Below are 19401 nucleotides of genomic sequence, written 5' to 3'. Positions count from 1 at the left end.
TGCGACGCAGAAGCGCTGCGAAAGGTGCTCGCCGAAGCCCGATGATCACATGTCGCGGGCTCGCTGCTTTTCGACCTGGCGGTGGTACTTCTCCGTCAGCGACCCGTCGCTGGTCGGCACGTGACGGCGGTGCAGCTCGGGCTCGTCGTCGTGGTGGAAGTACCGGTACCGCGCGTCGTGGGCTTGCGTGGCGACCCAGATCCGCCAGGACGTCGCCAGCACGTCCTCCAGCCAGCGCCGGGCGAACACGCGCCGGTTCGCCACCCGCGACATCACCGCATCCAGCAGATTCCCGATCTCCTCGTGCAGTGCCTCGCTGTCCGGGTCGAGCAGCGACAGACATTGCTCGGCAAGCATCCGCGCCTCGTCAGGCAAGGACCCGCGGGTCTCGCCGACGCGGAACGGGAAGCTGGCGTAGCGGCGGTAGCAGTCGATCACGTACTCGGGGAAGCCGGGGAACCGCTGCGGCCAGTCGTCCCCGCCGGGCAGGGTGTAGTAGTCCAGCAGCATGAACAGATCATCGAGGTGCAACGCGTCCTCGGTGACATCCGGGCTGGGCTCGTCGAAGTTTTTCACTCGGGCTACTTCTCCCGTCGGCGACATGTGATCACAGCGGGAGCGCTGCACAACGCCCCGAGGAACCGTAACGAACCGGCTACCGTCGTGGTTCCCGATGTCGCTGACGTCTGCGGTCAGGTATTGCCGGGACGGCGACAGGCGAGGATCCATTGGGGGGTCCGTTGGGGGTACCAACAGGGGTTCATACGGGGGTGGAGGTTAGAACGGAACCCCCTCGCCGGCGACAGCATCGGCGTTGACCGGCAGAGACGTGCCGGTAAGGGGATCCGCTGGTCTCCATGTCCTGCACCCCCGGTTGGGGCAGTCCTCCGGCGAACATCGACTAGACGATGATGGTCAGGGCCAGCTCGCCCGTGGCTTCGGGCACTTCGATCCGTTGAACGTTGCGTCAGGAGCCGGCCAGTGCCTGGGGCTTGCGGGTCAGGCGCGACATCCTCAGGCACCACACAGACAACATCCCTCACGATGCGCCACCAGCCGTGCCAACCATCGCCCGTACCTCTGCGCCATCCTGGGCCTAGCCCAGAAACATCACTCCCACTGGGCGGGCGGCACCCGCCAGCACCTGTTGTCACACGTGGGCGGCCGGATTCGCCGGGGTAGTGGTCGTCTCGGTGTGCTGGCCTGGTGGCCTGCATTCGTTCGTTGGGGTCGGCGACGCGACCACAACGAACCTGATCGACGTGCTGGTCTCGGTGGGGCATGTCCGGCGCGACCTGTGGCACGAACTTACCTGTGATGGGCTCGCTGCCGACCATGCCGCCAGCGCGACCTCTGGGCTGCGGCTGGCTCAGCCTGGTGTCACCGGGTGGCCGGGCAGTCCTATTGTGACGGCGCTGAAATCACCACGCCGACCCGTGAATACGGCGTCAGCCGCGTCGCGGTCCGCACCGCTGTGGCCGATCTGGCCCGTTGCCGGCCCGACAAACCCGTATCGGTGGCCATCGAGGCGAAGCCGATGTGGAGCGAGATCCATAGCTGCACGAACCGGGGTTCTAGGTCAAGACCCGCACTGATTTCTCCTCTTGCCGACTGTCCGTGGCCGGGGCCTAGCCCTCCAGGCGCCCGGTCCTTCACGATGGCTTTCGCCGATCCGGTACTTGCGGGCCGTCCAGCCCCGATCCGAACCTCTCTCTCCGATGGTCTCGGCCGACCGTGTGCGGGCTCACACGCAGATCCGCGGAAGCGCGCCGGTAATTCGTAAGCCCGGCACCTCATACGACACCCCAGCCTGATCGGCTCTTTACACCTGCTCGGTGAGTCTCTCGTCTGCAGGTGGCCCACCGCCTGCACCGCCAGTCCCGATCGCGACGGGCCCCCTTTCGGGTGCCCCCGTTGCCCGATGGCCGCGCGGCCGGCCCGACAATCGGCGTTGTCCGCGGTGTCGCACGTTTACCAGGTGACGGGCATGGTGCGGGGTCCGCGTACGAGTGCTTGGTTGCGCCAGGTGGTGTTGCCGGTGAGGCGGAGGTGGGGGAAGCGGGTGAGTAGGGCGGGGAGGGCTTCGGTGATTTCGAGGCGGGCGAGGGGGGCGCCGATGCAGTGGTGGATGCCGTGGCCGAAGCCGAGGTGGGGGGTTTCGGTGCGGGTGAGGTCGAGGTGGTGTGGCTGGGTGAAGTGGCGGGGGTCGTGGTTGGCGGCTCCGGAGGCGACGAGCACGGGTTCGCCGGCGTGGATGAGGGTGCCGCCGATGGTGATGTCTTCGGTGGCGTAGCGCGGGAAGCTCGCGGCGTTGGTGAGGGGTACGAAGCGCAGGAGTTCTTCGACGGCGGTGCGGATGAGGGCTGGGTTTTCGCGGAGGCGGCGGGCTTGGGCGGGGTGGTCGAGCAGGACGTGGACGAAGTTGGCCATTTGGCTGACGGTGGTTTCGTGTCCGGCCACGAGCAGGTTGACGCACAGGTCGACGAGTTCGGGTTCGCTGAGGTGGTGGCCGGTGTCGTGGGCGTCGGTGAGGGTGGTGATCAGGTCGGGCCGGGGGTGGCGGCGGCGGTGGTGGATCAGTTCGGACATGTAGGCGTGGAGCTCGTTTTGGCCGGTGTCGTATTCGGGTTGGGTCATGCCGCTGGTGGTGAGGGCTTCTTCGCTCCAGCGCCGGAAGCGGGGGTGGTCCTTTTCGGGGACGCCGAGGATGCGGCAGATGACGGTGACCGGAATGGGCAGGGCGTAGTGTTCGATGAGGTCGGCTGGTGGGCCGGTGGTGTCCATCCGGTCGAGGAATTCGTGGACGATGCGGCGGACCTGGGGGCGGAGGTTTTCGATTCGGTGTGTGGTGAAGGCTGGGGTGATCAGGGTGCGCAGCCGGGTGTGGTCGGGTGGGTCGATGCCCAGCAGGCCGCTTCGGCGTCGTACCGGTGAGGTGCGTGGTTCGCCGGGGTGTTGCGCGTCGGAGCGGCTGAAGCGCCGGTCGCCGAGGACCTGGCGGGCGTCGGTGTAGCGGGTGACCAGCCAGGCCGGTTCGCCGTGGGCCAGGCGGACGCGTAGCAGTCCGTCGCGTTGCTGGGCTCGGGCGTAGTCGGCGGCGATGCGGAGACCGGGGTTGTGGTCGAAGGGGTAGGGCGCGGGGCCTGGTTCTGGGGTGGTCATCTCCGACCTCACTCAGGGGAGAACTCGCCTGTGGGCGCCAGATACTCGGCCGGACACGTGGATCCCGGGCGGCCGACTCCTGCGCCGCAGTAGTTTTGTGACGCGGTGGTGTTGTGGCGCAGGAGCCGGGAATTCTGCTGCGAAGGGGCCAGGCGCGGGGATGTGTGTCAGCGGTGCTTGATCAGATGATGGTGAGCAGCGCGTCGACGGTAGCGTTCGGCTCGGGGGTGGCGGCCGAGCAGGTGGTGGCGTCGGTGGTCGTGCCGACGAAGCCGGTCATGTGGCCGGCGAAGGTGCCCGAGGTGATGGTGCCGGGGAGGTCTTCGGTGCCGGAACCACCGGTCTTGGTCTCCGCGGTCTCCCCGCCCGCGGCCGTGCTCGTGGTTCCGTCGGACCACTTGAAGTGCCCGGTCGCAGTGTGGTCGGTGGTCGCGCCGGTGCACTGGGCGTGCTCGGTACCAGTCGCCGTGACGGAGATGGGCCGAAGTGCTGTCGTCCCCGTGCAGCCGGTGAAGGAGGTCGCTGTGTAGGTAAAGTTAATCAGCTGGCTGCCGACGGTGATCGAGGGGTGGAAGGTCACCGTACCGTGGGTTGTACAGCTCAGCAGGGACAGCGCGGGATGGGCCATGGGGGCCGCAGAGGCGGGGGAAACCCACATCCCGGCAGCGGCGGCCAGAGCGAGAGCGCTCAGGCCGGCGACGGACCGGCGGGCAGTGCGATGCATGGGTGTACTCCTATCGGGCGGACGAAATGAACGGGAAGCGGCGTCGGCGGCGCCACCAGACCGAGGGAACGGGAAGGCCGGTTAGGGCCAACCCCAGATTCCTCCCGCTTCCGGATTATGGCAATACGCCAATGGATGCGAATTCGGTGGCGCCGACCGTAGGGGCAGCAGTGCTCGGCGATTGGGCAGATCGTGCACCGTCGCGTGCACGGCGCGCATCCGTTCAACAGCAACGATGCACTACAGAGTGGGACTTGATATCGAGCCGGGACCGCGGGGTTCCTACACGCATCGGTTTTAGCTTGATCAAATGCCGAATATTCCATTCATGGGTTACGGACTAAAGCCGCGTGACTGAAGTGGGCATTTTTTTCAGCGCATCGTGCGTGTCGCAGGTCTTTTCGGGTGACATCGGAAACGGCAATGCGTGCGCGGACTCGTGATGTCGTCGCTCATGGTGCTCGACGGGGGGCGCCTACGGGCGGGAAACGGCGGACAGGGCGTTGAGTGCCGCGGGAGACAGCCAGGACGGTGAGCCTGCCGTAGGCTGACGCACCGCCCGGAGAAGGTGCGCTGCCAGGCCGGTGCGCGGTTCATTCGTGGTTGCCGTCCGCGGTGGCGTCGCGGCCGGGGCTGTGGGCGGGGGGCTTTCCGGCCGGGTCGAGGGGCGGCTTCGGTTGGGAGCCGGTCCGTATCGACCGCAGGAGGGAGCTGCCATCGGGGACGCACCGGGAGCAGATCCGGGCGTGGTTGTCCCAGTTGCGTCGCTGGGCGGCCCGCAGGCGCTCGACTGCCTCGTCCAGGCAGGCGGGCAGCGGATCGCTGCCGGGGTCGTCCCGGGTGGCGGTGAGCTGCTTCAGCAGGTCCCGCAGGAGACGGGTCATGGCGCGGTGCTCGGCGTTGAGGGTGCCGGACAGGCCAGGGGGCAGGTGGGGAGGCTCCATGGTGGGGCGGATCTCGTCGCGGTAGGCGTCGGGGGCGAAGGAGGCGGCGTAGGACATGGCGGCGGTGGCGGCGTCGAGCAGGACGGTGACGTCGTCGACCAGCCGGGCCAGCCGGCTCCACTGCGCGGCCCCGAGCGGGTCGAGGGCGCCCTCGAGGGTGGTACACATCTGGACCAGCAGCAGGTGGAAGAGCTGGTGCCCGCGTTTCCAGCGGTGCAGGCCGGGGTGCGGCGTGGTCTCGTCCGGCTCGCGGTCACCGGGTGGGGTGGTCCCGGCCCATGCGGTCAGGGCGGCCCGGTTGACCGCGGCGAGGCCGGAGCGGAGCCGGTCCTGTTCGGCGGGGTCCAGCCCGGTGCGGGCGAGGTCGCCGACGACCTGGTCCTGGAGGTCGAGGCAGGTTCTGGTCCAGTCCAGCAGGTCCGGCCGGCCCCGGACGATGGCGAAGTAACGCTCATAGTCGGCGCGGCCGGCGAGCCGCCCGCGGCCGGGAACCCGGGAATCCTCGGGAAGGCCGACCGGGTGGGGCTCCCCGGGCGCGTTCACGGTTTCACCCGGTCCTGGTGGTGCTGCCGCACCAGGTGCTCCACCCGCTGGTGGAGGTGATCCAGGTAGGGCTCGGCCTCGGGTTTCATCAGGACGCTGCGCAGCACCGTCACCTCGCTGCCGTCGACCGGGATCGCGGGGTGGCGGGCGGCGAAGGCGCCGGCCTCGACCCGCAGGGTGCTCAGGTACACGGGGTCCTCGGCCTTCATGCCGCGGTCGAGGACATCGGTGCTCGCGGCGCTGAGGGCGGCCGTACCGGTCCACGGCGTGGGGGACCGGGGGAAGTACGTCACGATGTCGAGGTCCGGCGGCTGGAACAGCTCCAGGTGCGGCGACTGCTGGATCATCCGGGCCCAGTTCGTGGCGGCCCGGCGGCCGGCGGCGAGGACGGCCCCGAGACCACCGCGGTCGAGCGGCAGCAGTTCCTGGGTCAGCCACAGGGCGGCGGCCGCCGCGCCCGAGCGGGAGCACTCGAGACTGATCTCACCGAGGTGCGGAGCGGACGAACTGAAGTAGGTGTAAGGCGAGTCGTGCCGGTAGAAGCGGGCCACCGCCGGGTCGCCGAACAGGACCGCACCACAGCCGTAGGGCTGCAGGCCGTGCTTGTGGGGGTCGACGACCAGGGAGTCGCAGCCGGCCAGCGCGCGCCAGGGCCGCGGGTCCACCAGGGCCGGGCCGTGGTCGGGATCGTCCTGGGCGAGAAGGGTGAAGAACCCTCCGTAGGCGGCGTCGACGTGCACGCGCGCACCGTGACCGCGGGCGAGAGCGAGGATCTCGTGCACCGGGTCCACCGCGCCCCGCCCGGTGGTTCCGGCCGTGGCGACCACGGTCCCCACGTCGCCGGTGGCCAGTACCTCCGCCAGGGCGGCCGGGTCCATCCGGCCGTGCGCGTCCGCCGCCACCGCGCGGGTGGGCAGTCCCAGGAGGTGGCACATGCGGGCGTGGGTGTAGTGCGCCTCCGTGCTGAGCGCCACCGCCGCACCCGGGTGGCACTCACGGGCGACGAACAGGGCTTCCAGGTTGGCGATGGTGCCGCTGCTGGTGAGGTGACCCAGATGGTTCTCCAGGCCGAACATGGCCGCCAGCCGTCCGACCGCCTCGGTCTCCAGCGCGGAGGTGGCGGGACCACCGTCCAGCGCGTGGTTGTTCGGGTTGATCAGCATCGCCGCCACGTAGCCGACGACGGCCACCGGATGGGGCGGCTTGAGCATCTGCCCGGCGTAACGCGGGTGGAAGAAGGGGTAGCTTTTGCGAAGCCGGGCGACGAGGACGTCGAGCGCTTCCCGCAGGGCCGGTTCGTCCACGCCCAGGGACGGGTGGACCGCGACCGGACCGTGACTGCTCGCCCAGTCCCGGATCTCCGCGGTCGCCCGTTCCAGCCACGGACTCAGCTCCATTTCGCTCCCCGGATCCAGGTCTGACGCGGAAACGTGCAATGCAGGTCATGCTGTCGCGCTGTGCATGATCAATGCGTACTGTGGTGCGTTGTGCGCCTGGCGGAAAATCCCCGCTCCGATGTCGTCGGCGCCGAGATGCTCCAGAGCAAGGAACAGCGCAACTGGCCGCGGAAAACCGATGACGGGCCAAGAATGCCTACCGCCGCCGAGTGTCGCTGTGCAGGCAATGGTGAACCGAACGCCCGCTGCCGTCGCAGTATCAGGGTGTCCCTCACGCGGGCATGTGCGCAACACCCATAAGGGTCGTTGACGGAAAACGCCGGCCGTGCGCAGTCCTCGCCCCGTGCCATACTCGGAGCCCGGATGGGCCAGGCCATCCTCAGGCGCTCACCGAGTTGGTCCTTCGCGCTCCCGTCGGCAGGTGCATCACGGTGGCAGCGGGGGAAGCCCGACGCCCGGGGACTACGCCGGATGTGGGGAGGACACCTATGGACCGCACCGTGCGCAGAGCCGGCGAGCAGGACCGGGAGGCGGTGGTGGGCCTGCTCGACGAGGCATTGCGCGACGACCCGGTGAGCAGCTGGGTCTTCCCCACCGGGACTCACCGCGCGGCCCGGCACCCACGCCTGATGGCGGCGTTCGTCGACCGGGCGCTGAAAGGGGGGTACATCGACATCACCGCGAATGTCAGTGCCGCGCTTCTCCAGATCCCGGTGCGGGAGAACGTCTCCTGCGTCGACGGCCGGGACAGTGGTTTCGGTGTCGATGCGCCGGCTCGCCTGCGCGAGGCCGTGGACCCGGGCAATGAACGTGTCGAACTCCTGGACCGGGTTCTCGCCACCGCGCATCCGCCGACGCCGGCGCACTGCTATTTCACGATGATCGGCGTCACGCCCTCGCGGCAAAGTGAGGGACTGGCCTCGGCGCTGATTGCCTGCGCGCTTGGCCACTGTGACGAGGAGGGCCGTGCTGCGTATCTGGAGGCGAGCAATATCCGCAGCCGACGCCTGGCAGAACGCTTCGGCTTCCGTCTCCACGGCCCCGGACTCCCGCTTCCCGGCGGCCCGGTGATGTGGCCCATGTGGCGCGATCCGAGCCGGTGAACGTCCCCGCCACCCAGGCCGTCACTGCCGGGCACACCGCAGTGCCGGCGGCAACGTCACGCCAGCGCGCAGGGACAGCCGGTCACATGCGCGCAGGCTGGCCCATCATGATCGGCGCTTCCCGGATCGGTTGCGGCGATGATCCCACCCGCTCAGGTGTGGTGTCGACATCCCTCACGAAATGCGCGACGGTAACTGTGATTCTGTAGAACAACTTATTGGGCTCGGTCACTTTAGGGCTAATCCCGTGCGGGCGCGAACCTGCCCGGCCGTTCCCGCCATACCATCACCGCATGCTGTCGAATCCAGTGAGAGCGGCAAGTGGCACTGATTGCCGGGCCGGCGTCCGTGTCATTCGGACGTCACGGTACGGCGGAGACGCTCGTCCTCGCCGTAGAGGCCCTTCTCCTCTGGCGTGACCGGAGCGGCCCGCGGTGCCATGGGCGCAGATCGCCGTCATGTAGGCGGGAGTGAGAGACGATCTGAGTGACCACGTGTGGAGGGAGCGCGGACGATCGTGGGAACGCCGGACGCTGAGGAATGCCGACGGCCGCAGCGTACTTCGGCCCGGCGAGCTCGGCCGGACAGTGAGCTTGCCGACCGTTGCTGAATTTTCGTCCCGTGCGCGAAGTACACCGATGGGGTGTTCGAGATCATCGCACCGGCGCCCGACTGGCCGTCGGAGAAGGTGGGTTCCGCCTGGGGTTGGGTGGCCCGCGAGCACCGGATCGGCGGGAAGCCGTGGTGAAGGACCGAGCGCTTGGAGAGCTACGCCCCGGCGACGGACAGTCAAGCATGAGGAGATACCCAGTGCGGGTCCTGACCTTGAACCCCGGTTCGTCCAGCTTGAAGGCGGCACTCGTCCGTGACGGGACTGCTGTCGGGTGGGCGGCCTGGCCCGGTGACTCCCCCGGCGCGGCGCTCGACGCCCTGCGGCGCTGGTCGCCGCCGGACGCGGTGTCGGTGCGGTTCGTGCACGGCGGCGGCCACAAGGACCCCGCTCTGGTCACCGACGGTCTGCTGGACGATTTGCAACGCCTGGTTCCCCTGGCGCCGAACCATCAGCCACTGTCCCTGGAACTGGCCCGCGAGGCCAGCAAGCGACTTCCGGCCGTGCCGGTGGTGGCCTGCTTCGACACCGCCTTCCACTCCGGCTTGCCCGATGCGGCCGCGCACTACCCCCTGCCCCGCGCGTGGATCCGGCAGTACCGGTTGCGCCGTCACGGGTTTCACGGTCTGTCCTGCCAGTACGCGGTGCGTCGCACCGCGGCATTGCTGGGTCGCGACGCCGGCGAACTGCAGGTCATCTGCGCCCACATCGGCGCCGGGGTCTCGGTCACCGCGGTCCGGGACGGGCGCAGCGTGGACACGTCGATGGGAGTGACGCCCCTTGAAGGCCCGGCGATGGCGACCAGGTCGGGCTCGATCGATCCGGGACTGCTGCTGCACGTCATGAGCACCGCGCCGATGGGGCCCGAGCAGATGGCCGAGGCCCTCTACCACCATTCCGGTCTCGCCGGGATGAGCGGGACCAGCGGTGATCTCGGTGAGGTGCAGGCCGCCGCGGCAGCGGGCAGCGCCGACGCGGCGCTGGCGATCGAGGTGTACGTGCACCGGCTCCGGCGGGAGATCGGCGCGGCGGCGGTGAACCTGGACCGGCTGGACGCGCTGGTGTTCACCGGCGGGGTGGCCGAACACCAGCCGGAGGTGATCACCACGGTTGTTGAGGGTCTGGGGGTGCTCGGCCTGCGGCCTGCGCCCCCGCGGCCCAGCGACGACGATGGGGTGATCAGCGATCCCGGTTCGGCGGCACCCGTGCTCCTCCTGCACACCCGGGAGGATCTGGAGCTCGCGCGGGGCGCGGACACCGTGCTGGCCGGTCTCAGGCACGGGTGCAGCTCGCGGTGATCACGTGGGCGCACTGTCCTCGCCCGGACCGGGACCGCCCGTCGACGGTGACCTTGGTCCCGGCGACCGGTGGCCTGTGGCCGTCGCGGTGATCGCACAGGCCGCAGTTGACTGAAGTTCGTCCGAAAAGCGCCGAGGGAGTGGCCATGATCAAGCAGGTCGTCAACGCACCCGAGTACCGGCCGGGCGGGTGGACGGTGGCGGAGGCCGAGGTGCTGGCGCGGTCGGTTCTGCGGGCACCGTCGGTGCACAACACCCAGCCGTGGCTGGTGGAGCCGCTGGAGGGGACAGTGCTGCTGCGGGAACGCCTGGACGTCGCGTTGCCGCACCACGACCCGGACCGGCGAGATCTGGCGATCTCGTGCGGAACGGCGCTGGCCCATCTGGAGCTGGCGGTGCGGGTCCTCGGCCGGCGCGCCGTGGTCACTGTGCTGCCCGATCCCGCGCGTCCGGGTGTGGTCGCGCGCATCGACACCCCGGTGTCGCTGCCGCCGTCCGACGAGGACTTGCATCGCTACGGCGCGATCATGGTCCGGCGCAGCCACCGTGGGCGGTTCACCGGTCTGCCGGTGCGCGCGGCTCAGCTCAGGCGCGTGACGCAGGCGGCGGCCACGGACGGGGTGCGGGTCCGGCGGCTGCACGGAACGGACGATCTCGCGCCGCTGCTGGAGCGGGCGGCGCGCACCGTACAGCACCACGGCGGTTACCAGCGCGAGCTGGCGCTGTGGATGATCCGCGATCACTCCGCGCACCGGCACGGTGTCGGTATCGGGTTTCCCGCGCTGCCACCCGGCCAGCTGCCCTGGGCCGGGCTCGTGCGGCGCGCGACGGTCCTGCCCGAACTACGGGTACTGCGCAAGCGGCTGCGCGCGGAAACCGTGCTGGTGTTCTCGACCGCCGGGGACACGCGGCTCGACCACATCCGGGCCGGGTACGCGCTGGAGCACGCCTGGCTCGAAGCGGTGACCATCGGGTTGTCCGGGGCGGTGCTCACCCAGCCGATGCACGTGCCCGAGGTGCGCGCAGCGCTGTCCGAGAATTTCCGGATCGGGGGCTATCCCCAGGTGCTGCTGCGGTTGGGCCGCACGATCGGGGGAGCACCGCCGAGCTTGCGCCGGGGACTGGCCGAGGTGCTGATCACGCGGGGCGGGTGCCGCGACGCCCGCGACGGTGACCACCGGCTGTGACGGCCGGCCCCGCACGATGCCCAGCTCGCGCCTGCGGCCCCGGCGTGGGCGTACCGAGGGCGAAGCTGCCGCACCGCGAACCTGATCGAGGAGGCAACATGCACGCACATCCAGGCGATTGGCTGGTGATCAAGGGGGTTCGGGTCGATCTCCCGGAGCAGCGCGGCCAGATCGTCGCAGTCGGCTCGCCGGAGGGCAGTCCCCCGTTCACGGTCCACTGGCTGGCTGACGACCGGATCTCGACGGTGTTCCCCGGGCCCGACTCGGTCGTGCTCACCGGGGCAGAGCTGGCGGCGCGTGACGAGGCCGACCGGACACGTTTCGAGCGGTCGAGCGCACTACGACACGACGGGAAAGGGACATTTCGTGCCCGGACCTGACGCGGCTGGTTGGGGGGCAAAGGCCACGGCGTCCGTGCCGGGATCCGCCGGTCCGGTGCCCCGGTGGCTGTGCAGGAGTAAGCCGCGCTGTTTCCCTGACGCTTGTCGTTGTGGCACGAGGAAAGGATGCGTCGCATGCTGGTACGCGCGCTGAGGTCGTCGCCGGTACGGACGGCACATCCGTGGACACCGGTGAAAGTGGCCGCCGCGATCCTGTCCGCGCACGGCTTCACCGCGCTGCCGGTGGTCGATGAGGACGAGCGGCTGGCCGGGATCGTGACCGAGGCGGACCTGATCTGTGACCGGGTTCCGGCCGAGGTGAGAACACGGCACCGGGAGCCCGTCGGTCCGGGGACGATCGACACGACAGTGGGCGCGGTGATGACGGCCCCGGCCATCGCGATGACTCCCGGCACCGACGCGGCCGAGCTGTGCCGGGCCCTGGCCGACGAGCGGATCCGGGCGATACCGGTCGTCGGCAATGCCCGGGTGGTCGGGATCGTCACCCGCGGCGACGTGGTGCGGGTCCTGGCCCGCCACGACCAGAAGATCGCCGTCGACGTGCGGCACCGGCTGGGGATCTACGGAGGACCCGGCCGCTGGAGGACCGAGGTCCGCGACGGCATCGTGCACATCGTCGACCACGGCAGCAACCGAGGCAGCAACTCAGGCAACGGGACCGATCACCACGCCGCGACGCTGCTGGCGCTGGCGGTGCCCGGGGCACACGCGGCGGACACCGGGTCCGCGGACGAGGAGGCAGGATCATGACCGATCGCAGCGCGACCGTGCTCGTCGGGATCGACGGGTCGGAGGGGTCCGCCGACGCGGTCCGGTGGGCGGCCCGGCTGGCGGCCGGGCGGAACCTGCGGCTGGAACTGGTGCACTGCGTGCCGATCGCGGCGCTGTACTACGGTGGCGGGCCGGTCGGCAGCGAGGTGCTCTTCGATCAGCTCCGTGAGGACGGCGACCGGATCGCAGCGCAGGCGCACACGCTGGCGCTGGACACCGCGCCCTCGGTGCAGGTGCGCACCGAGGTCTGCCTGGAGCCGGCGCCGGCGGCGCTGATCGAGCGGTCCCGGGGGGCGCGGATGCTGGTGCTCGGCCGCACCGGCACCGGTGGTTTCACCGGAATGCTGCTGGGCAGCACGGTCGCGACCGTGACGAGTCACGCCCGGTGCCCGGTGACGGTCGTCCGCGGACGTCCCGGTGGCGGCGCTGTGCCCCAGGAGGGGCCGGTGGTGGTCGGGGTGGACGGCAGCCCGGCCGGCGAGGCCGCGATCGCGGCGGGGTTTGAGGAGGCCGCCTTCCGGCGGGCACCGCTGGTCGCGGTGCACGCCTGGGCCGATGGCGCCCACGACGCGTTCCCCGCCTCGGCGGGCCCGGGACCGCGGTGGGAGACGCTGAAACCAGCCGAGGAACGCCTGCTGGCGCAACGGCTGGCCGGCTGGCCGGAGAAGTACCCCGAGGTGCCGGTGGAACGCGAACTGGTGCGGGACCGGCCACGCAACGCGCTGCTCGACGCGTCCGCCCGGGCGCAGCTGCTGGTGGTCGGCAGCCGTGGGCGCGGGGGGTTCACCGGGATGCTGCTCGGCTCGACCAGCCAGGCCGTGATCCACCACGCCGGGTGCCCCGTGCTGGTGACGCGGCCGGAGACGTCGTGGTGACCGCGCTCCCGGCCCGGGCCGGGACCCTCACCGACCTCGCACTGACTCAGCTCGACGCCCAGTGGCGGGCGGCCAACTACCTCTCCGCCGGCCAGATCTACCTGATGGGCAACCCGCTGCTGCGAGAGCCGCTGCGGCCCGGGCAGATCAAGCCGCGCCTGCTCGGGCACTGGGGCACCACCCCCGGCCTGAACTTCGTGTACGCCCACCTCAACCGGGCGATCCTGGCGCACGACCTCGACGCCCTGATCGTCGCCGGGCCCGGGCACGGCGGACCGGCCCTGCGGGCGAGCACCTGGCTGGACGGCAGCTACTCCCAGCTGTGGCCGGAGGTCTCCCGGGACGAAGAGGGGATGGCCCGGCTGTTCCGGCAGTTCTCCTTCCCCGGCGGGGTGCCGAGTCACGTGTCGCCCCACGTGCCCGGCTCGATCCACGAAGGCGGTGAACTGGGCTACTCCCTCGCCCACGCGTTCGGCGCCGCGTTCGACAACCCCGGGCTGCTGGTCGCGTGCGTGGTCGGCGACGGTGAGGCCGAAACCGGGCCGCTGGCGGCGAGCTGGCAGTCCAGCCGGTTCCTCGAACCGCACCGCGACGGTACGGTCCTGCCGATCCTGCACCTCAACGGCTACAAGATCGCCAATCCGGCCGTGCTGGCCCGGATCCCCGCCCCGGAACTGGATTGCCTGCTGCGGGGCGCCGGGTGGGCGCCGATCTACGTCGAAGGCGACGATCCCGGGCCGATGCACCAGGCCATGGCCGCCGCGCTGGACGCAGTCGTGGCCGACCTCGCCGTCCGGGGCCGGGACGGGCCCGGTCGTCCCCGGCCGATGATCGTGCTGCGGTCCCCGAAGGGCTGGACCGGACCGGACACAGTGGACGGTGTTCAGGTGGCGGGCACCTGGCGGGCCCACCAGGTGCCCCTGGCCCGGGTCCGGGAGGACCCGGCGCACCTGCGCCAGCTCGAGGACTGGCTGCGGTCCTACCGGCCGCACGAGTTGTTCGACGACCGGGGCCGGCCCACCGCGGCGGTCACCGCACTAATCCCGTCCGGTGACCGGCGGATGGGGGCGAACCCGCACGGCAACGGCGGGATCCTCCTGCGCCCGCTCGCCTTGCCGGACGTGGCCGAGCACGCCGTGGACGTCCCCCGGCCGGGTGCCGGCACCGCCGAACCGACCCGGGTCCTGGGCCGGTTCCTGCGGGAGGTGTTCCGGCGCAACGCCGAGGCGGCGAACTTCCGGCTGTTCGGGCCGGACGAGACCGCCTCCAACCGGCTCGACGCGGTGTTCGAGGCGACCGGCAAGACCTGGCAGCTTCCGCCCGGGCCCCCGGGGGACCACCTGGAGCCGGCGGGCCGGGTGATGGAAGTGCTGTCCGAGCACCTCTGCCAGGGCTGGCTCGAGGGCTACCTGCTCAGTGGCCGGCACGGGTTGTTCTCCTGCTACGAGGCGTTCGCGCACATCGTGGACTCGATGGTCAACCAGCACGTGAAGTGGCTGCGGACCCACCGCGACATCCCGTGGCGGCGCCCGGTGGCGTCGTTGAACTACCTGCTGACCTCGCACGTGTGGCGCCAGGACCACAACGGCTTCTCCCACCAGGACCCCGGTTTCGTCGACCACGTGGCGAACAAGGCCCCGGAGGTCGTGCGGGTGTACTTCCCGCCGGACACCAACACCCTGCTGGAAGTGGCGGCGCACTGCCTGCGCAGCCGCGACTACGTCAACGTGGTGGTGGCGGGCAAGAACGAGACCCCCGACTGGCTCGGTCCGCAGGACGCGGCCCTGCACTGCGCGCGCGGCCTCGGCATCTGGGAGTGGGCGAGCACCCGGCCGGACCGGGAACCGGAGGTCGTCCTCGCGTGCGCCGGGGACGCCCCCACGCTCGAAGTCCTCGCCGCGGCGTCGATCCTGCGCACGGCCCTGCCCGACCTGGCCGTGCGGGTGGTGAACGTGGTGGACCTGATGCGGCTGCAGCCCGCCGCCGAGCACCCGCACGGTCTCGGCGACCGGGAGTTCGACGCCCTGTTCACCCCGGACCGCCCGGTGATCTTCGCCTACCACGGCTACCCCTGGCTGATTCACCGCCTGGCCTACCGCCGGACCGGTCACCTGCAGTTCCACGTGCGCGGCTACACCGAGCACGGCACCACGACCACCCCGTTCGACATGCTGGTGCTCAATCACCTGGACCGCTTCCAGCTGGTCATCGACGTGCTCGACCGGGTGCCCGGGCTGCTGGCGACCACGGGTCCGCTGCGGCAGCGGATGACCCACGCCCAGGAACGGCACCGGCGGTGGATCACCGAGCACGGCGAGGACCTGCCGGAGGTCCGGGAATGGCAGTGGACCGGGCAGTAAAGCCGCGCGGACACCCGTGCGCGAGCTGGACAGACCACGGACCGGGCACGATATCCGATGGCTCCGGGTGGTTCGGCGGTGCTCGTAGGCGTCGTCTCGGCACCCGGCTGGGCCGGGTCGTGGCCGTGATGAGAACCGACTGGGATTCTCGCGGCGCCGTTTCGCTGCACCCCAAGACGACGGCGGGCCCTGCGGGCCGGCCGGGCAGGGCCGAAAGTCACTGGGCCGAACCAGCCGTCCGTATGCGGGGTCGGGGGCTTTCGGCCCTGGCCGGTCCGGCTGGCCGTGACCAGGATTGGAGTGGACGGAGCGCTGGTTAGCGCGTCCGGGAGGGAAAGGTCATGATCTCGTCCACCGCAGCGCTGACCCGGGCCGACATCGGCGTGCTGATCCGGGCCGTGAGCCGGGCTCCGTCGGTGCACAACACGCAGCCCTGGCGGTTGCAGTTCCGTCGCGCCGACATCGATCTCGTCGAGCGCGCCGACGTGTCGTTGCCCCGCCACGACCCGGACCACCGCGACCGGCGGCTTTCGTGCGGAGCGGCCTTGGCGCACCTTCACCTGGCGGTGCGGGTGCTCGGCCGCGCCGGTACCACATCCCTCGGCGGGGACGGGAAGATCGCCGCCACTGTCCACACCGGACCCGGACCGGTCCCGGGTCCGGCGGAGCTGGCCCGGTACCACGCGATCGGCCGGCGCCGTAGCTACCGCCGGCGGTTCACGGCGCAACCGCTGGGCCACGACGACGTGGCGGCACTGCTCGCGGCCGGCGGTGAGCTGGGCGTGCCGGCCGTGTCACCGGCGCGGGTGGGTGAACTGGGGACGATGCTCGGCTTCGCCACCCGGGTGCTGCGTGACGATCCGGCCTATCAACGCGAACTGGCCAGCTGGACCACCTCCACCACCGGTCGCGCCGCGGTGGGCAGCGGCGACGGTGTCCCCGCCGCCGCACTCGGCGACGGTCCGCCACCCGAAGCCGGCCTGGTCCGGCGGGGCACGCCGGTGCCGGACGACGCCCACCTGGCTCAGCGCCTCGCGGCGGAGACGGTGCTCGTCTTCTGCACCGAGGAGGACACCTGGCGGGCGCAGCTGATGGCCGGTGCCGCGCTCGAACGGACGTGGCTGGAAGCCACCGTGCGCGGCTTGTCCGGCTCGGTGCTCACCCAGCCGCTGCACCTGGCGGGATTCCGGGAGCGGCTGGCGCGGCGGCTGGACCTGCCCGGGCTGCCGCAGGCGATCTTCCGGTGTGGTCACCCGGCAGACGCGGTACCGCCGTCGCCCCGGCTGCCGTTCCCGGAGCTGCTGCCCGGCGAGATACCCGAAGGCTGGGCACCGGGCTCGTGACCGGGTTTCATCGTGCGAGCCCCAGCCGCCGGCGGGCACGACACCGGGACCGGTACCGGGCCGCGCTGGCCGCGTCCAGACGGAAGGAGTGAGACATGAGCCTGACGGGAGACCGCCTGAGGAGGTGGTGGCGCCTGCTCGTTCCCCGGCGCGACTCGGTGGCCCGGCCCTCCGACCGGGTCCAGGCGGTGTTGCTGCTGGTGGCCGTCGCGATCGGGCTGGTGGCGCTTCCGGTGTCGGCTGCGGTGGGTTCGGAGCTGTATGCGCGGCAGATGCAGGTGTCGGCCGAGCAGCATGCCCAGCGCAGCCCGGTGATCGCGGTTCTGCTGGCCGACAGCGTTGCGGCCACTCCGGGCGGGCGGGTCGACCTCCCGGGCGGTTCGGTGGCCGCCGACGCCACCTGGCAGACCCCGGACGGCAGTACGCACACCGGCCGGGTGCGCAGCAGGACCGGGATGCACCGCGGGGACGAGGTACCGATCTGGATCGACCGCTCCGGCCACCCGGCCGACGCGCCGCTGAGTTCCGGGACCGTGCTGGCGGACGCGGTGAGCGCCGGAGCGGGATTGTGGAGCGTGATCTGCCTGGTGCTGGCGTCCGGGTACGGGCTGGCGGTGGCCGGGCTGAACCGGCGGCGCCTGGCTCGCTGGCAACAGGAATGGGACGCCGGAGACGCCAAGCACACGCCGTCCTGAGCCCGCACCGGCCGGTGGCAGCCCGGCTCGCTCGGCCCGGGCCATGAGCCCGGCTACGGGCTTGGTCCGGAGCAACAGAGGGGACGCCGCGCCGATCGGGAACTACCGGATCCACACCCTCGTGGCCGGCACGGGGGCCTCCAGAGCTGACACCAGTGAACCACGGGACCGGCCCCGACCAGGGCGGGTCCCCCGGGAGATGAGGATGACCATGAACGACACCGCAGCCGGCGCCGCAGCCGGCGATCTCGTCCGCACCCTCGCCGGCGGGCGGGCCGCGGGCGACTCCACGATCGCGATCGTGGGTGCCGACCCGGTCTCGCCCTCGCCGCACCGGATCGCCGAAGCTTCCGCCGCGGTGATCGCCGCGTTCGGCCGTGAGGTCGCCGCAGCCGACGAAGACCGCGGCGCGCCCGCGCAACGGATCACCGTGACGGTGCCGGATGCCCTGGACCAGCTACGGGCCCCGTTCCTGGCCGAGGTCAACGGCGTCGGCCCGGAGGTGCTGTCCGACGACCCGGGCCTGCTGGGCCTCAACGCCTTCTACCCGGCCCGTGACGGCTGGGTGTTCCTGGTGTCGACCTATCCGCATCTGCGGGCCGCCGTGTGCGATGTCCTGGGGTGCCCGCCGACCGCCGAGGCGATCACCGACGCCACCCGGATGTGGTCCGCGGTGGAGCTGGAGGAGGCCGTGGTCGCCGCGGGCGGGGTCGCCGCCGCCGCCCGCACCGGCGGGGACTGGGCCGGGCACCCGGTCGGGCGGTATCTGGCCGCCCGACCGGTCGTGGAGATCGACCGCATCGGCGACGCCCCGGCCTGCCCCTGGCCGCCGGCGGGGCCGGGCCACCCGGATGAGGGACGGTGGGCGCCGCTGGCCGGGATCCGGGTGCTGGACAACACGCACGTCATCGCCGGGCCGCTGGCCGCGCGCCTGGCGGGTGCGTTCGGGGCCGAGGTCGTGCACACCTCGCGGCCCGACCGGCCGGATCCGATCGGGATGCTGGCCATCACCGGGGGCGGCAAACGCAACGCCTACGCCGACCTGCGCACCCCTGCGGGCTGCCGGGGGTTCGACGCGCTGGCCGCTGCGGCCGACGTCATGCTGTGCTCCTACCGCAACCTCGCGCGGTACGGGTTCGGGCCCCGTGACCTCGCCGCCCGCCATCCGGGGATCGTCGTGGCCGAGCTGCACTGCTGGGGTCCCGACGGCCCGTGGGGCGCCCGGGGCGGGTTCGATCAGCTCGCCTCGGCGGCCACCGGATTCGCGCTCGACGAAGGCGCCGCGCGTGGGCTCGAGCCCGGCCGCCCGGCGCTGCCCCCCACCCATCTGCTCAACGACTACCTGGCCGCCTATCTCGCCGGAGCCGGCCTCGTCGCGGCCCTGAGGCGACGCGCGGTGGAGGGCGGGTCGTGGCGGGTGCGGGTCAACCTGGCGCGGGTGTGCATGTGGGTGCGCTCGCACGACCTGTTCCCGCCCGGTGGCGTCGCCGGGATCGCCCTGCCCGAGCCCACCATCGCCCGGTACACGGTGACCGGCCCCCTGGGCACCCTCACCGAGCCGGTCATCCCGATCACCTTCTCCGGCCATCCCACTCCGACCCCGGGCGTACCCACCCTGCTGGGCACGGCCCCGCTCACCTTCACCGGGCAGGCCGCGGCTCGCGGCTCGCAGCGCCGGGCGTGACACCGCGCATCGTCACGCCCTGCCGATGCGATCGTGGTGGCCTCCGGGCGAGGCCGGCGAGGTCGTGCCCGCTGCCGGGGACTCTCGTCGACCACCGCCGGGCCGAGCCCGGCGGTCGTGCCGTGGACGCACGCTGCTGCTCCGTCCCCGGGGTCTCCGGCCGAGATCGTAGTGAGGAGTCGCCGGTGGCGTTCCGGCGTTCTGGCAGCCGCACTCCGCCGACCGGACCGCGGCGAGGCTGCCGTCGGATGTCGCGTTCACGGACCGGACTAGGTGTATCAACCACGAGCCTTGTTGACAGCGA

Annotated in this window: 15 protein-coding genes; 10 read left to right on the top strand and 5 right to left on the bottom strand. The window is 71.3% G+C overall.

Features of this window, described 5'->3' with window-relative positions; all coding sequences use genetic code 11:
* Positions 1-45 precede the first annotated feature (45 nt).
* From NYF13_RS22520 to NYF13_RS22500, 5 genes are all read right to left on the bottom strand, one after another.
* Positions 46-576 carry a hypothetical protein gene (locus NYF13_RS22520; RefSeq protein WP_315659409.1) on the bottom strand — a complete coding sequence of 177 codons (531 nt, stop codon included), beginning with the start codon at positions 574-576 and terminating at the stop codon, positions 46-48.
* Positions 577-1971: 1395 nt separating this feature from the next.
* On the bottom strand, positions 1972-3162 hold the full coding sequence (locus NYF13_RS22515; protein ID WP_315659407.1) for a cytochrome P450: 1191 nt from the start codon (positions 3160-3162) through the stop codon (positions 1972-1974).
* Between the two features lie 181 nt (positions 3163-3343).
* Positions 3344-3886, bottom strand: a complete 543-nt coding sequence (locus tag NYF13_RS22510) for a hypothetical protein (protein WP_315659405.1) — start codon at positions 3884-3886, stop codon at positions 3344-3346.
* 593 nt (positions 3887-4479) lie between these two features.
* A complete protein-coding gene (locus NYF13_RS22505) occupies positions 4480-5373 on the bottom strand; it encodes a hypothetical protein (protein ID WP_315659403.1) in 894 nt (297 codons plus the stop codon).
* The gene (locus tag NYF13_RS22500; RefSeq protein ID WP_315659401.1) at positions 5370-6770 is read right to left on the bottom strand and encodes an aminotransferase class I/II-fold pyridoxal phosphate-dependent enzyme; all 1401 of its coding nucleotides are present in this window, start codon (positions 6768-6770) and stop codon (positions 5370-5372) included. The genes NYF13_RS22505 and NYF13_RS22500 overlap by 4 nt, the downstream gene beginning before the upstream one ends.
* A gap of 488 nt (positions 6771-7258) precedes the next feature.
* Here NYF13_RS22500 and NYF13_RS22495 point away from each other — a divergent pair, with 488 nt between their 5' ends.
* From NYF13_RS22495 to NYF13_RS22450, 10 genes are all read left to right on the top strand, one after another.
* Positions 7259-7873, top strand: coding sequence for a GNAT family N-acetyltransferase (locus NYF13_RS22495; protein WP_315659399.1), 615 nt, complete (start codon positions 7259-7261; stop codon positions 7871-7873).
* An 810-nt stretch (positions 7874-8683) separates the two neighbouring features.
* On the top strand, positions 8684-9781 hold the full coding sequence (locus NYF13_RS22490) for an acetate kinase (protein ID WP_315659397.1): 1098 nt from the start codon (positions 8684-8686) through the stop codon (positions 9779-9781).
* Between the two features lie 146 nt (positions 9782-9927).
* The gene (locus NYF13_RS22485) at positions 9928-10968 is read left to right on the top strand and encodes an Acg family FMN-binding oxidoreductase (RefSeq protein ID WP_315659395.1); all 1041 of its coding nucleotides are present in this window, start codon (positions 9928-9930) and stop codon (positions 10966-10968) included.
* A 98-nt stretch (positions 10969-11066) separates the two neighbouring features.
* On the top strand, positions 11067-11348 hold the full coding sequence (locus tag NYF13_RS22480; protein ID WP_315659394.1) for a DUF1918 domain-containing protein: 282 nt from the start codon (positions 11067-11069) through the stop codon (positions 11346-11348).
* A 135-nt stretch (positions 11349-11483) separates the two neighbouring features.
* Positions 11484-12119: a CBS domain-containing protein gene (locus tag NYF13_RS22475; RefSeq protein WP_315659393.1), complete on the top strand. Its 636-nt coding sequence runs from the start codon at positions 11484-11486 to the stop codon at positions 12117-12119.
* Entirely contained in the window at positions 12116-13015 is a 900-nt protein-coding gene (locus tag NYF13_RS22470) for a universal stress protein (protein ID WP_315659392.1), read from the top strand. The genes NYF13_RS22475 and NYF13_RS22470 overlap by 4 nt, the downstream gene beginning before the upstream one ends.
* Positions 13012-15375, top strand: a complete 2364-nt coding sequence (locus NYF13_RS22465) for a phosphoketolase family protein (RefSeq protein WP_315659390.1) — start codon at positions 13012-13014, stop codon at positions 15373-15375. Before NYF13_RS22470 ends, NYF13_RS22465 begins: the two co-directional genes overlap by 4 nt.
* Before the next feature lie 341 nt (positions 15376-15716).
* Positions 15717-16718, top strand: coding sequence for an Acg family FMN-binding oxidoreductase (locus tag NYF13_RS22460; protein ID WP_315659388.1), 1002 nt, complete (start codon positions 15717-15719; stop codon positions 16716-16718).
* Between the two features lie 95 nt (positions 16719-16813).
* Entirely contained in the window at positions 16814-17413 is a 600-nt protein-coding gene (locus tag NYF13_RS22455) for a hypothetical protein (protein ID WP_315659387.1), read from the top strand.
* 211 nt (positions 17414-17624) lie between these two features.
* The gene (locus NYF13_RS22450) at positions 17625-19097 is read left to right on the top strand and encodes a CoA transferase (RefSeq protein ID WP_315659385.1); all 1473 of its coding nucleotides are present in this window, start codon (positions 17625-17627) and stop codon (positions 19095-19097) included.
* The last annotated feature ends 304 nt before the right edge of the window (positions 19098-19401 follow it).

This window comes from Amycolatopsis sp. PS_44_ISF1 (assembly GCF_032335455.1).
GTDB lineage: Bacteria > Actinomycetota > Actinomycetes > Mycobacteriales > Pseudonocardiaceae > Amycolatopsis.
This window is presented reverse-complemented; position numbering and strand designations above follow the sequence as displayed.